Raw genomic sequence first — 15,267 nt, 5'->3', positions numbered from 1 at the left:
AACTTTTAAACAATACATATATTATGTCTGTTCATTCTGAAATTAAAAGAGTTACTACGGAAACCTTACGGAAAATGAAATTCGATAAGGAGAAAATAACCATGCTTACGGCGTACGATTTTACTACTGCCAAGATGGTTGATGCAGGAGGGATAGATGCTATTCTGATCGGAGACTCGGCAGCGAATGTAATGGCAGGTTTCGAAACCACTTTGCCCATCACATTAGATCAGATGATTTATCACACTCAGAGTGTGGTACGAGGAGTAGACAGAGCGTTGGTGATTGCTGATCTTCCCTTCGGAACTTATCAGAGTAATCCAGACAAAGCATTGGAGTCGTCTGTAAGAATGATGAAAGAGGGTGGCGCACACGCTATAAAAATTGAAGGTGGGAAAGAGATTTCAAAATCAATAAAAAAAATAATCAATGCCGGAATTCCGGTGATGGGACATTTAGGTTTAACACCACAGTCAATCTATCAGTTTGGAACCTATAAAGTAAGGGCTAAAGAGGAAGGAGAAGCTGAAAAACTGATCAGTGATGCAAAACTTTTGGAGGAGCTGGGATGTTTTGGGCTTGTTTTAGAAAAAATACCTGCAGATTTGGCAAAAAAAGTTTCAGAAAGCATTAGTATTCCAACCATCGGAATCGGAGCTGGTCCTGATTGTGACGGACAGGTTTTGGTGTACCACGATATGGTGGGAATGAATAAAGGATTTTCGCCCAAGTTTTTAAGAAGATATCTTGATCTCTACACAGAAATTACAGGTGCAGTAAGTCAGTATGTGAAAGATGTGAAAAGTTCAGATTTTCCTAATCAAAACGAAAGTTACTAATGAGAGATAATTTGCAATTGGCACAGGGAGTAATTTCTGTTTTAGCTATATTATGTTTGGTTGTGGGTTGGTTTCATTTGTTTTCACCTGAGATTAATGACATTCTTTCAAGGAAGCTTTTTTATCTTTTAATAGGATTAAGTTTCATCTTACAGGCTCCGTTGCTTGCCAATGAAAAATTTAAATATCCAATGTATGGAGCAGCAGCTTTGTGTATCATCGGAGCATTTTTGCCAGTGGATTCTAATTTTTCATTTATTAAAACAATTGGTTTACTGGGTGGAGTAATCATTTCGTTTACCAACAGATCAGCGAACCGTCAGTAATTATGGAGGAACAAATTGTTTATGAAGATAATCACCTTTTGGTTATCAATAAAAAAGTTGGGCAATTAGTGCAGGGAGATAAGACCGGAGATGAATCTCTGCTGGATTCTATTAAAAATTTCATAAAAATAAGAGATGGCAAGCCGGGAAATGTTTTCCTTGGTTTGGTGCATCGTATTGACCGCCCTACATCGGGCTTGGTTATTTATGCTAAAACTTCTAAAGCACTCAGCCGTTTAACTCAGATGGTGAAAAATCGGGAGGTTAAAAAAACATATTGGGCAGTGGTCGGTAAAGAGATAATTCCCCAAAGTCAGAGACTGATTCATTATTTAAAGAAAAACGAAAAGAATAATAAAGCCAGTGTTTTTACGAAAGTTACAGAAGGGGCGAAAGAATCTATCCTTACGTATACAGTAATAAAGACTTTAGATAATTATCTTCTATTGGAAATTGATCTGGAAACAGGCCGTCACCATCAGATCCGGGCTCAGTTGTCGAAAACTGGAGTTCCTATTAAGGGTGATTTAAAATACGGAGCTCCAAGATCCAATCCCGATGGCGGAATCAATCTTCATGCAAGAAAATTAGAATTTGTACACCCTGTGACAAAAGAAAATATTGTCATCACTGCACCTGTTCCTCAAAATGATGCGATATGGAGAGCATGTGAAGAAAACTAAATTAAAAATAAAAGATGGCTCTGATATTATTCAGAGCCATCTTTTATTTAGTGTAAATATTGGATGTCACACCTTCTCTCAGTACCGATAACTTTTCTTTACTGACCGGTCTGCAACACTCCACCAGTCTCTTCTTTCTTGCTGTTAAGAATATTGGCATCTTCTTTCGCTAATTTGTTCTTCGTCGGAATCTTATAGTTCACCGATAAACCAAAATTTCTGCTGTCGTATTTTGTTCTGATGAAAAGGCTTTCACCTCCAGTCGGGTTGTTGGTTCTGATCTGCATCACCTGTCCGTTTAAGATATCATTTCCAAAGATGGAAACCGTCAAACGGTTGTCAAGAAATTTCTTGGTTAGCGTGATATCTACTGAATTGTTGAATGGTTTTTCTGCGGTAAAATAAAAATATCCTGCTCTTGGCGTTAAGTAACTGTAGTTTGCTGTCAGCTTGATGTCTTTTGGAAGAAGGATCTGCGTCATAACATTGAAAATCCAGAAGCCATTATTTTGCAGATTATTGATGTCGTGTTTTTGATATCCTGCATACAGATACATAAAATTAATTTTATCAGGATTAAAATCAAATTTCATAATCTCACTCAGTGGCTTTGAAAAAATCATAAACGGAACAGGAAGTCCAACGTTGAAATTATGAATCTTCATCTCCGAAATGTTCACCTGCTGGTTAAAAATATTCTTTCCTTCTCTTCTTATAATCTGTGCAACCTGATTTTTGGCATTACTCACACTATACCCAATAAATGCATAATCAAAAGCAGATATTTTCACTTCAAAATTATCGAAGATGGTAGGTTGAAGGAAAGGGTTTCCTGTGACCTGAGTGTTTGGTCCCTGGAATGTATTGTTGTTTGGGTTTAATGCAGAAATACTCGGCAGATTAATTTTTTTATTGTAATTAGCCAAAGCATACACCTGTTTCATCACACTGTACTGCACGCTTGCATTTGGGAAAATTTTAAACTTGTTGAATGGAATTAAATCTTTCTGAATAATCGTATTGCTGCTGTCAACTCTGGTAATTCCTGAAATATCATAATTTTCTGCCCTCGCGCCGGCAATGAAATCAAATTTCTTCAATTTAGCCTGAAACTCCAGATAAGTGGATGCAGTCTGTCTTTGATATTCAAGATTGGTAAGTCCGCGACTTTCTGTATCGAAATTTTGTTTTTCATACAAACCTCCGAAACTTACTTTCCCGTCATCAAGAATCTTTAACGGCTGAGAATAATCCACTTTGAAATTGGCAATTCTCATATCTGAACTGTTTTCTAACACATTTCCTGCTGTAAAATCGAATGGCTGTTGGGTATCGGTGAAAATTCCATTCCTGAAAATATTATTCTGACCAAATTTGCTGTCCGATTTCGTAAAACCAAATTGAAAATCAAGTTTTTTGAGTTTGTCGTCAAAACGAACCTGATAAGTAGCCACGGCTTCCTGTCTAAGATTATTGGTATTGGCTGCATCAAAAGCATTAAAATATGCTTCTCTGGAAATTTTTGGATTTTGCAAAACCGTGACGTCTGCTAAGCCAATACTTGCCGTGTAATTATCATTTTTATTATGGTAAATATCATAGTTTAAAAGCAACCGGTCCTCACCTAAGTCAAATGTCAGTCCGGATTTTGCAAAATATCCTCTTCCGACTCTGTCTGTATTTGCAAACATCAGATTGTCTTGGTTAGAATTCATCATGCTTTCACGGTAGTTTTGTCCTACGCTTAGCTGCCATCCAAACAGTTTGTTTCTTGCATTTAAATTTAAAGAATTACTCGTTCTGCTTCTCAGTTTGTCTTCATTGGAAAAATTATAGTTTCCGGAGTAAGTGGCTGTGAGATATTTATTTGCATTTTTATTGGTAATAATGTTCATAATTGCACCTCCCGATGTGGCAGGAAATTCTGCTCCGGGCTGTGTGATCACTTCAATTTTTTCGACAGAATTTGCGGGCATTCCTTCAAGAAAAGAATTCAGTTCATTACTTGAAATATTTAAAGGTCTTCCATTTAAATAGACATCCAGCATTTTACCTTGATACATCATTCCTGCGATGTCAGTAGAAACTAGTCCGGGAAGTTTTTTGATTCCCTCCAAAACATTTCCGTTATTCAGATGTGACTGTTCAGAAAAATCAAAAATTGTACGGTCAGCCTTCTGCTCAATGGCTTTCTTAGTTTTGGTCATGACCACGCCTTCAATTTCCTTTTCTTTAATTTTAGAATTGTTTGTTTCTTTCGTTTCCTGAGCAAAAAAGAGCGTTGACGCTAATACTGAAAGAGAAAGTAGTATTTTCTTCATCTGGGGATTTACTATTTATTCTGTTAGACGCCGAAAAACGGATTTTGTTACAGAAGAACAGAAGAAAAATGATTGTATGAAAAACATTTGCAATCCTAAGTTCTTTTTCATAATCGAGGGTTTGATATTACCTTATTAATAGATAACAATCCTAAACCTAAACTTTCCAGAAAAAATGTAATTGAATTATAAAATTCTGGCTATTTATTTTATTATTAATCCATAAAGGAATAGAAATTGAAACTGATAATAAATACAGTTTACAATCTAAATCAACTTCAAAATAATGATACAAAAAGACGCCATCATCATCGGTTCCGGACAAGCAGGAAATCCTCTTGCAATAAAATTATCTTCTGCCGGCTGGAAAACAGTTTTAATAGAGAAATCTGAAGGAATGCTGGGTGGTGTCTGCGTAAATGTGGGATGCACGCCAAGTAAAATCTTAATCGCCTCGGCTAAAGTAATGCACACGATAAATAGTTCAGAAAAACATGGGATTTCAGTTCAGAAAGTATCAATAGATTTTGATGCCACTCAGAAAAGGAAGGAAAAAATTGTAGAAGATTCCAGAAAAGGGGTGAAGAAAAATTTAGAGGAAGCCGGGAATCTTGACCTGATATTTGGGACGGCATCTTTCAGCGGAGAAAAAACAATTTCTGTGCAACAGGAAAATGGCGAAACTGTTGAATTTACAGCGCCTCACATCTTCATTAACGCCGGATGCAGACCCGCAACTCTTGAAATTGATGGCCTAAACAATGTGAAATGGTACGATTCTACAGGAATACTTGAACTTCGTGAAATTCCAGAAAAATTAATCGTGATTGGCAGTGGCTACATCGGACTGGAATTGGGTCAGATGTACAGCCGTTTCGGAAGTGAAGTAGTTATCGTTGATAAAGCAAGTCAGATCATGTCTAACGAAGATCCAGATATTGCAACAAATATGCAGGAAATACTGGAAGAGGAAGGACTGAAATTTCACCTGAATGCTGAGATTGAAAAAGTGGAGCAGGACGGTCAAGAAATTACTTTAACTTTTTCCGAAGATCATAAGCAGAAGCAGATCAAAGGAACACATTTGTTGATCGTCCCCGGCAGAAAATCCAATTCAGACAGTTTGAAGCTCGAAAATGCCGGCATAAAAGCAGACGAAAAAGGATTCATCAAAGTAAATTCTAAACTGGAAACCAATGTTGATGGAGTCTACGCACTCGGAGACATTAAAGGCGGTCCGCAGTTTACCCATATCGCTTACAATGATTACGTGATCGTAAGCGATAATATTTTGGATGAAAAAACAGGGTCTACAGAAGGACGAATCATTCCTTACACAGTCTTTACAGATCCGCAGGTCGGCAGAGTAGGCTTGTCTGAAAAAGAGGCAACACAGAAGAAACTAAATTTTTCGGTCGTCAAAATTGAAGCTAAAAGAATTACACGTGGACTGGAATCCGCAGAAATACAAGGTATTTGGAAAGCAATCGTAGATCAGGACAGCGGTAAGATTTTAGGAGCTGCGATCATCGGCACCGAAGGAGGAGAAATGGCATCTGTCATTCAAATGGCGATGACCGGAAATATTCCTGCCAAGGTTTTACAGACTTTCATTTTTTCGCATCCTACGTATTCGGAATCTTTAAATACGCTATTTGATGAATTGGAATAAACTGCTTATTTTAAGTAATCAAATATGTTTTCCACTTTGTATTTCGGACTTCTCTTCAAAAAATCCATAAAGAATGCAGTGTGCGCTCCACCCATTAAAATAAATATTCTGTCGTTTTTATCGATTGGAATTTGGTTTAAATTAGAAAACATTACAAGGTTTCTGTGATAGAATTTCGCGGCTTCATCAGCACCTTCAGATTTTCCCTTGGTTGAAACATACGTCAGCATGTCTGCATTGAGATTAATTAAACTTTCCAAATACTGAGGATGATTATTGAGCTTAAACAAATCATAGAAAGGGATTCCATCCTCAGGATTTTTTCTGTCGTTTTCTGCTGATAATTTCCAGTACGCATCATTTGTATTTTTATCCATCTTATTGGGAACGAAATACCCGATTTTATAGTTGTAATTTTCTTTAAAATCAATTCCAAAAATCTTTTTTGAGCCACTCAATCTTCCAACTTCATAAGCCAAAAGTTCGCGTTCATCAGGATTTTCAAACTTCAGTTTTGGATTTTTTACATATTCCTGATAATACATATTTCTCAGGCTGTCATTTTGTGGTAAATCTTCGATCACAATAATTGTCGGTTTAAACTCTGCCAGAAGTTTCGCAACTTCCTTTATTTCGAGCTGGTTTTTTAAATCATGTTCATTAAATTCGGTGCTGTTTGCATCCGGAGTTTGTCCCATGTGAAAGGTGGCGACATTTAGTACGGGAACAGCATCATCAAATTTTGTTTTATAAATAGTAAGTTTGTCGTAAGGCGTTTTCTGAGCAAATATTTTCGCAGCTAACAAAAGTAATAAAGGGATAAGAAGTTTGTTGAAATTCATATGTTTTAATTTTAAATTTATTCAAAACTAATGGTCATTTATTTTTTATGAAACAGCTTTTAGAGGAAGAGTCAATTTATTCAGTTAAAATAAATTTCATCCGAAAAACCGATGGGTTTGTAGAATCGGGAGTGGCAGTTTTAAATGAAATTTTAAATTTGTTTTATGAAAATTGAAAAATTTATTTATCTGCATATATTTTTCTGGGTAATTTACCTCATTGGTTCTGTCGTCCTTCCCGGAATTGCCTATGGAATCAGCTCTGTCATTCTCGATATTACGTTTTTCATGGCGAGCTTTATATGTTTTTATGTAAATTATTTCCTTGTTGTTCCAACGTTTTTCCATGCCGATAAAATTTACCGTTCTGTTTTTGCTTTTGTTATCAGCGTAAGTTGCTTTGTCGGGATACGGTATTCTATTGAACAGTGGCTTTTCCCAGCAATTTTTAATATCAGAAATTATCCGGCGGACACCAATATTTTCTATTATTTTTTCGATAATGTTTTCTACAGCAGCACGACGATTTTTATCAGTACAGCATTTTGGTTTTTTAAATATTTTATCAATGCGGAAAAAGAAAAATCGGAATTGACTGAAGCGAAGAAAACTGCAGAATTACAGGCTTTAAAAACACAGATTAATCCGCATTTTATATTTAATTCTCTGAATAATATCTATGCTTTGGTTTATCAGAATTCGGAGAAAGCATTGCCGGCAATTGAGCAGCTGGGGCAATTGTTAAGATACACAACCAAAGATCTTGAAAATGATTTCATTACTTTAGATAAAGAAATTGGCTACCTCGACAGTTTGATTGAACTTGAAAAATTGAGAATTAGAAATCCTGAATTATTGAGTGTTGAAAAAAAGCTGAACGATCCGGAACTCAAAATTTCACCAATGATTTTAGTTCCGTTTGTTGAAAATGCTTTCAAGCATGGAGATTTTAGAAATAAAGGTTTTGAGATGAAAATTTCGGATAAAAATAAAATTCTGCATTTATATCTCTTCAACTTCAAAAGTGAAAAATTGAAAGATGAGATTTCCGGAATCGGAATTGAAAATGTAAAAAAGCGTCTCGAAATATTGTATCCCAAAAAATATGAGCTGAAAATTACAGAAACAGATATTGATTTTACAATAGATTTAAAGATTGATTTGAATGAAAAAAATTAAGTGCATTATTGTTGATGACGAGCCGCTTGCCGTTGCGCTTCTCGAGAGTTACGTTGAGGAAATTCCTTTTTTAGACCTTGTTTTCTCGTCAGAGAATCCTGTTGAAGCTTTAGAATTTATTCAGAGAAATGAAGTTGATCTTGTGTTTTTGGATATTCAAATGCCCGAACTCAACGGAATCAACTTTATGAAAATTGTCGGTGACAAAATGAAATATATTCTCACCACTGCGTATTCAGAATATGCTTTGGAAGGTTATGAACACAATGTCGTCGACTATCTTTTAAAACCGATTTCTTTCGGGCGTTTTAATCAAAGTATTCTGAAAGTTCAGGAACGTTTTTCTTTGGATGAAGCAAAAGAAGTCAATCACTTCTTTGTAAAATCATCTGGTCAAAAACACCGGATCAATTTTGATGAAATTCTTTATGTAGAAAGCATCAAAGATTACGTGAACATCAAAACTGAGGCTCAGGAATATATAGTTTTGGATACTTTAAAATCGATGGAAAATCAGCTTCCTGCAAATTTTACAAGGATTCACAAATCGTTTATCTTAAATTTAAATGAGATAAAAAGTGTAGGTTCAAAAAAGATTATTCTCAATTCCGGACATGAGGTTCCCATCGGTGATATGTATAAATCAAATATGCTGGAAAAGTTGAAATAAAAAAGCAACTCCAGTTTTGAAGTTGCTTTCATTATCTTAAAAGAAATTTTAATTCTCCTGTTGCTTAATCAAATTCAAAGCAGAACCTGCCTTAAACCAATCGATCTGCTGGTCATTATACGTGTGATTCGCCAAAACAGTATCTTTGGTTCCATCGGTATGAATGAATTCCAAAGTCAGCTGTTTTCCCGGGGCAAACTGATCCAAATCTAAGAAGTTAACCATGTCGTCTTCCTGAATTTTATCATAATCTGTTTCATCAGCAAAAGTCAATCCCAACATTCCCTGTTTTTTCAGGTTGGTTTCATGAATTCTTGCAAATGATTTTACCAGGACAGCTTTTACGCCTAAATGTCTGGGCTCCATCGCTGCGTGCTCTCTTGAAGAACCTTCACCATAGTTTTGATCCCCCACAACAATCGAAGGAATTCCTGCAGCTTTGTACGCTCTCTGTACAGCAGGAACTTCACCGTAAGCACCATCCAGCTGGTTTTTTACTTTGTTGGTTTCCATGTTGTACGCATTTACAGCGCCGATCAACATGTTGTTTGAGATATTATCTAAATGTCCTCTGTATTTCAACCACGGTCCGGCCATAGAAATGTGATCCGTTGTGCATTTACCGAAAGCTTTAATTAAAACTCTCGCTCCGGTAATGTTTTTACCGTCCCAAGCCGGGAATTCTTCCAGTAACTGAAGTCTGTCTGAAGTTGGACTCACCTTTACTTCAACAGTCGAACCATCTTCTGAAGGCGCCTGGTAACCATTGTCATCAACGGCAAAGCCTTTTGAAGGTAATTCCGAACCGCTTGGCTCATTTAATTTTATCTGTTCACCGTTTTCAGCAGTCAAAGTATCTGTAATCGGATTGAAATCCAATCTTCCTGAAATTGCGATAGCTGCTACCATTTCCGGTGAAGCTACGAAAGCATGGGTATTTGGGTTTCCGTCGGCTCTTTTTGCAAAGTTTCTGTTGAAAGAGTGAATGATTGAGTTTTTCTCACCTTTGTCAGCGCCTTCTCTGTCCCACTGTCCGATACAAGGTCCACAGGCATTGGTAAAGATTCTGGCATTTTCAAATTTTCTGAAAGAATCTAAAAATCCATCTCTTTCCGCGGTAAATTTCACCTGCTCAGAACCTGGGTTGATTCCTAAAATAGCTTTTGGTTTTACACCTTTTGCCACTGCATCTTCAACGATGGAAGCTGCCCTTGACAAATCTTCGTATGAAGAGTTGGTACACGATCCGATCAATGCCCATTCCACTTCGATTGGCCATCCGTTCGCTTCTGCTTTTGCTTTAAATTCAGAAACCGGAGTTGCCAAATCTGGTGTAAACGGTCCGTTTAAATGAGGAGCCAATTCCGATAGATTAATTTCAATCACCTGATCAAAATACTGTTCAGGGTTTGCATACACTTCTGCATCACCCGTTAGATGTTCTGCTACTTTATCTGCGGCATCTACAACATCCTGTCTTCCGGTGGAAGCAAGATATCTTCTCATCGAATCATCATATCCGAAAGTCGAAGTCGTGGCACCGATTTCAGCACCCATGTTACAGATTGTTCCTTTTCCTGTTGCGGATAAAGAAATTGCACCGTCACCGAAATATTCTACGATGCATCCGGTTCCACCTTTTACGGTAAGAATTCCGGCTACTTTTAGGATAACATCTTTTGCGGAAGTCCAGCCAGACATTTTACCGGTTAATTTTACACCGATTAATTTTGGCATTTTTAATTCCCAAGCCATTCCGGCCATAACGTCAACAGCATCTGCACCACCAACTCCGATGGCCACCATTCCTAATCCACCAGCGTTAACCGTATGAGAGTCGGTTCCAATCATCATTCCTCCAGGGAATGCGTAGTTTTCCAAAACAACCTGGTGGATAATTCCGGCTCCAGGTTTCCAGAAACCGATTCCGTATTTATCACAGACGGAGCCTAAGAAGTTGAAAACCTCAGAGTTCTTATTGATTCCTTCCTGTAAATCTGATTCTGCACCCACTCTCGCCTGAATCAGGTGATCTGCGTGAGCAGTTGAAGGCACGGCAACTTTGGCTTTTCCAGCCTGCATAAACTGTAAAAGAGCCATCTGAGCCGTCGCATCCTGCATGGCCACTCTATCGGGAGCGAAATCCACATAGGAATTTCCTCTTTCATGTTCTTTTGTTGCGTTTCCTTCCCACAAGTGGGTGTAAAGAATTTTTTCTGAAAGTGTCAACGGCTTTCCTGTAATTTGTCTTGCTGCTGCAATTCTTTCAGGATAGCGTTCGTACACTTTTTTGATCATGTCAATGTCGAATGTCATATCTTAATTTAATTTTTCTGTTTTTCGTAATTTTCTATTTTTAATTTATTGAATATCTGTTTAAGCTAAAGATTAATCTTGAACACAAAAGCACACTATGGCTTTTTTTGAATGCTTTTAATTATTACAAAGCCGTAAACTTAAATAAGAATTCAATAGTTCATTAATCATTCAAATAAAATAGAAAATTTTAATCCTTTATAATCCATCAAATACCGTTCCTCCAATCTTTAATAAAGGATAAAAATGATGAATGACTGAGATTATTTCTAACTATCAAGTTAAGAAAAAATAGAATTGAAGGTATTGATTTAAGATAAAATATAACATACTGAGTCTTAAATGGAAATGTTCTAAACAAAAAATGGAAGACTTCGCAAGAAATCTTCCATTTTATATTTAAAAAGCCTTCCGACTTTTACTTAAAAATCAATTAGTGACCCACGGTAACCAATTCTTTGATAGACGGTACAAAAGTCGTCAAATCAATTCCCTCAACAGCTGCTTTGTATTCTTCAATGCTTGGAATTCTTCCGATGATCGCAGACAGTACAACTACAGGAGTAGAAGCTAATAAAGATTCACCTTTTTTACGTTCTGAATCTTCAACCACTCTTCCCTGGAAAAGTCTTGTAGAAGTTGCCAAAACAGTATCTCCTTTTTCAGCTTTTTCCTGGTTACCCATACAAAGGTTACATCCCGGACGCTCAAGATACATCATGTTTTTGTACTCAACACGTGCTGCACCTTTTGGAGCATTATCGTCAAATTCAAAACCTGAATATTTTTCTAGTAATTCCCAGTCACCCTCAGCTTTCAGTTCATCGATGATGTTGTAAGTTGGAGCAGCAACTACTAGAGGAGCTAAGAATTCAACTTTACCATCTCTTCTTTCGATGTTTCTCAGCATCTGAGAAACAATTTTCAAGTCACCTTTGTGAACCATACAAGATCCTACGAAACCTAAATCCACTTTTTTATCACCTCCGTAATAAGTAAGGTCTCTGATCGTGTCGTGCGTATATCTTTTAGAAACATCTTCGTTGTTTACGTCCGGGTCAGCAATCATTGGCTCTACAATCATGTCAAGATCAACTACCACTTCTGCGTAATAACTTGCATTTGAATCAGGAGTTAAAGCTGGTTTTTCGCCGGATTTAATTTCTGTAATTCTCTTGTTCGCTTTGTTGATTAATCCCTGAAGCACCTGATTATGGTTATCCATTCCTTTCTCGATCATGATTTGGATTCTGCTTTTTGCAATTTCCAGTGATTCGATCAAAGTATCGTCTTCAGAGATACAGATTGAAGCTTTTGCTTTCATTTCTGCAGTCCAGTCTGTAAATGTGAATGCCTGATCAGCAGGAAGTGTTCCGATGTGAACCTCAATAATTCTACCCTGGAATACATTTTCTCCTCCAAACTGCTGCAACATTTGCAATTGAGTCGCATGTACTACATCACGGAAATCCATGTGATGTTTCATGTCGCCTTTGAAAGTTACTTTTACAGATTCCGGGATTGGCATTGATGCTTCACCAGTCGCTAGAGCTAAAGCTACCGTCCCAGAATCAGCTCCGAAAGCAACACCTTTAGACATTCTCGTGTGAGAGTCACCTCCGATGATGATTGCCCACTCGTCAATTGTAATATCGTTCAGTACTTTGTGAATAACGTCTGTCATTGCGTGGTATTCACCTTTCGGGTCACGGGCAGTGATCAAACCGAAATCATTCATAAATTTCATCAATCTAGGAATGTTAGCCTGAGCTTTTTTATCCCAAACCGAAGCTGTGTGACATCCAGATTGGTAAGCACCGTCAACGATTGGAGAAATAACTGTCGCAGCCATTGATTCCAATTCCTGTGCAGTCATCAAACCGGTTGTGTCCTGAGATCCAACAATGTTTACTTCAACTCTTACGTCAGATCCAGCGTGTAAAACTTTTCCTGGAGCTAAACCAACAGCATTTTTGTTAAATATTTTTTCAACAGCAGAAAGTCCTACACCTTCTTTTGTAATTTCTTTAGATGGAGCGTAAACGGTAGGAATTTCAATTCCTAAAATTCCAGAAGCCCAGGTCTGTAATTTTTTACCAAAAACAATCGCGTAAGATCCACCCGCTTTGATGAATTCCATCTTTTGTGGCGTGAATGACTTAGAAATATCTTTCAATTCCTGGTCACCATTGTATAATTTTTTGGTCTTTGTATTAATCGTAAGAACTGTTCCTGTAGCTACAGAATAAACTTCCTCAAGAATTGGCTCATTATTTTCGTTACGGATCACATTTCCTTCTGCATCCAGTTTTTTCACCCAGTTTTGAAGGTCAATACCAATTCCACCCGTTACGTCAACAGTCGTTAAGAAAATTGGAGAAATACCGTTTGTTCCCGCTACAATGGGAGCAATGTTTACAAATGGAATGTAAGGACTTGCCTGTTTACCTGTCCAAAGTGCAACGTTATTCACACCCGACATTCTTGAAGAACCCACACCCATTGTTCCTTTCTCAGCGATCAACATGACGCTTTTGTCAGGATGCTGCGCCTGTAAAGCCTGAATTTCTTTCTGAGCCTCAGGAGTCATCATACACAAACCATGAAGTTCACGGTCTGATCTCGAGTGCGCCTGATTTCCCGGAGATAATAAATCTGTAGAAATATCACCTTCACCAGCGATATAGGTTACTACTTTGATTTCTTCAGCAGCCTCAGGAAGTTTTGTAAAGAATTCTGCCTGTGCATAGCTTTCAATGATTTCTTTTGCGATTTCGTTTCCGCTGTGGAAAGCTGCTTTCAGACGGTCAGTATCTGCTTCGTAAAGGAAAACCTGAGTCTTTAAAACATTTGCAGCTTCTTTAGCAATTGCAGCATCGTTCCCTAAAGCTAAATCCAACAATACTTTGATTGAAGGGCCACCTTTCATATGAGATAACAATTCAAACGCAAAAGCAGGAGTGATTTCTTCTAATACGGATTCACCTAAAATGATTTCTTTTAAAAACTGAGCTTTCACAACTGCTGCAGGTGTTGTACCCGGTAAACTGTTGTAGATAAAGAATTTCAGAGAATCTGCTCTGTATTCGTTATTCTTATCTTTAATCTGTGCAATGATCGCGCTTAAAAGTTCAGCACCATCAATTGGTTTTGGGTGAAGACCCTGAATTTTTCTTTCTTCAATCTCTTGGATGTAATCCTGATAAATATTCATAAATAGAAGTTCTTTTTAAAAAATTAAAGGTAGATTAGTCAACAGTTGTCATCTGAAAAATAAAAGAATCAAAAGGTATAATCTACACCATTTCTATAAATGTGAGATAATAATGTGTCCCATTGGGTAAATAATAAAAGGACTTTTCTGAAATATAGTGGTTTACCTGCAATCTGTCTCGCCGCAAAAACTCTTTTCGGATAAAACGTTTGGTGGCTGTTGATCTTGTACAATCAGATGTCTAGGCTTAAAAACGTTTTAAATTATCAAACATTTAAAAAATGTTCCCAAAAATACGGAATTTTAATATTTTTTTGGGTGTAAATTATTTAGATTCTGTATAAATATGTATTTTATATTTTCTATTTTTGGCAGATATTTTGAACACAAACCGTTATGAAGAAAATTTTCAATGTTATTCTTATGCTTATGTCACTGAGCTTTTTTGCTCAATCCAAAGTTTTGAAAAGCAGCAATTTAACAAATAAAAAGACGTCGCCTAAGCCAATTGTTAAGAAAAAACCAGAAAGTAATTTAGTTCTGATTAATGAAAATGCTCCTTTATTAATTCCGCAAAAATTAAATGATAATTTTGGATATGTTAATCAGAAAGGGAAATTCGTCATCTCTCCTGAATACCACATTGCTATGTTTTTTGCCGAAGATTGTAATCTTCTCAACTCACCAAATCCTAATGCAAAGAAGTTTGGAACGGCTCATTTTGCTACAGTTGAAAAAAATAATATCTCTTACCGAATCAATCAGGCTGGGAAAAGAGTCTATCAGTATAAAAATGCAGATTTGGGGAAATGCCAGACTGAATTTAGAAAACAGCTTTTTCATGCCTATATTCTGAATGGGATGTACGGAATTATAGAAGATTCAAAATTCAGTAATCCTGCTGACCGCTCACATTTTAAAATTTATCCTAAATACGACTACCTGCATATTTTAGAAGGTGAAGATCTGTCAAATCCTATGATTGTGGCTTCTCATAAAAATAAATTTGGGATTATCGATGTCAACAACAATATTATCATTCCGTTTGAATATGCCGACATTAAAAGAAACTACAGCTGGAAATTGGGGAAAATGTTTGAAGTAACCAAAGACGATAAAAACTATTACTATATTGATTCTAATAATAAATCGTACTAAATTTGGAAGATCATTAAATTTTTGTAATTTCGCGCTGAAATTAAAGG

Annotated in this window: 11 protein-coding genes; 7 read left to right on the top strand and 4 right to left on the bottom strand. The window is 36.8% G+C overall.

Annotated elements, in window-relative coordinates; all coding sequences use genetic code 11:
* The first annotated feature begins 23 nt into the window (after positions 1-23).
* The 3 genes from panB to OMO38_RS12260 are packed head-to-tail and all read left to right on the top strand — an operon-like array spanning position 24 to position 1,848.
* Entirely contained in the window at positions 24-839 is an 816-nt protein-coding gene (gene panB, locus OMO38_RS12270) for a 3-methyl-2-oxobutanoate hydroxymethyltransferase (RefSeq protein WP_264750468.1), read from the top strand.
* Positions 839-1,165 (top strand): hypothetical protein, encoded by a 327-nt coding sequence (locus OMO38_RS12265; protein ID WP_264750467.1) that lies wholly within the window; start codon positions 839-841, stop codon positions 1,163-1,165. Before panB ends, OMO38_RS12265 begins: the two co-directional genes overlap by 1 nt.
* Complete coding sequence (locus OMO38_RS12260; RefSeq protein ID WP_264750671.1) at positions 1,165-1,848, top strand: RluA family pseudouridine synthase; 684 nt, start codon at positions 1,165-1,167, stop codon at positions 1,846-1,848. The genes OMO38_RS12265 and OMO38_RS12260 overlap by 1 nt, the downstream gene beginning before the upstream one ends.
* A gap of 98 nt (positions 1,849-1,946) precedes the next feature.
* Here the strand turns inward: OMO38_RS12260 and OMO38_RS12255 are convergent, their stop codons facing one another.
* Entirely contained in the window at positions 1,947-4,169 is a 2,223-nt protein-coding gene (locus OMO38_RS12255) for an outer membrane beta-barrel protein (protein WP_264750466.1), read from the bottom strand.
* A 286-nt stretch (positions 4,170-4,455) separates the two neighbouring features.
* Between OMO38_RS12255 and OMO38_RS12250 the strand changes: the two genes are divergently transcribed.
* A complete protein-coding gene (locus tag OMO38_RS12250; protein WP_264750465.1) occupies positions 4,456-5,841 on the top strand; it encodes a mercuric reductase in 1,386 nt (461 codons plus the stop codon).
* 5 nt (positions 5,842-5,846) lie between these two features.
* Here the strand turns inward: OMO38_RS12250 and OMO38_RS12245 are convergent, their stop codons facing one another.
* A complete protein-coding gene (locus OMO38_RS12245; protein ID WP_264750464.1) occupies positions 5,847-6,683 on the bottom strand; it encodes a DUF5694 domain-containing protein in 837 nt (278 codons plus the stop codon).
* A gap of 165 nt (positions 6,684-6,848) precedes the next feature.
* Here OMO38_RS12245 and OMO38_RS12240 point away from each other — a divergent pair, with 165 nt between their 5' ends.
* Positions 6,849-7,862, top strand: coding sequence for a sensor histidine kinase (locus tag OMO38_RS12240; RefSeq protein ID WP_264750463.1), 1,014 nt, complete (start codon positions 6,849-6,851; stop codon positions 7,860-7,862).
* Positions 7,849-8,532, top strand: a complete 684-nt coding sequence (locus tag OMO38_RS12235; RefSeq protein ID WP_264750462.1) for a LytR/AlgR family response regulator transcription factor — start codon at positions 7,849-7,851, stop codon at positions 8,530-8,532. Before OMO38_RS12240 ends, OMO38_RS12235 begins: the two co-directional genes overlap by 14 nt.
* 48 nt (positions 8,533-8,580) lie before the next feature.
* Here OMO38_RS12235 and OMO38_RS12230 read toward each other — a convergent pair whose 3' ends face one another.
* Both OMO38_RS12230 and OMO38_RS12225 read right to left on the bottom strand, forming a co-directional pair.
* Positions 8,581-10,848, bottom strand: coding sequence for an aconitate hydratase (locus OMO38_RS12230; RefSeq protein ID WP_264750461.1), 2,268 nt, complete (start codon positions 10,846-10,848; stop codon positions 8,581-8,583).
* A 433-nt stretch (positions 10,849-11,281) separates the two neighbouring features.
* Positions 11,282-14,062, bottom strand: a complete 2,781-nt coding sequence (locus tag OMO38_RS12225) for a bifunctional aconitate hydratase 2/2-methylisocitrate dehydratase (RefSeq protein WP_264750460.1) — start codon at positions 14,060-14,062, stop codon at positions 11,282-11,284.
* A 396-nt stretch (positions 14,063-14,458) separates the two neighbouring features.
* Between OMO38_RS12225 and OMO38_RS12220 the strand changes: the two genes are divergently transcribed.
* Positions 14,459-15,220 (top strand): WG repeat-containing protein, encoded by a 762-nt coding sequence (locus OMO38_RS12220; protein ID WP_264750459.1) that lies wholly within the window; start codon positions 14,459-14,461, stop codon positions 15,218-15,220.
* Positions 15,221-15,267: the final 47 nt, after the last annotated feature.

Origin of the sequence: Chryseobacterium kimseyorum, assembly GCF_025971945.1 — a bacterium.
Classification (GTDB): Bacteria; Bacteroidota; Bacteroidia; order Flavobacteriales; family Weeksellaceae; genus Chryseobacterium; species Chryseobacterium kimseyorum.
Note: the sequence above shows the minus strand (reverse complement) of the source record. Positions and strands in the feature narration are given on the sequence as shown.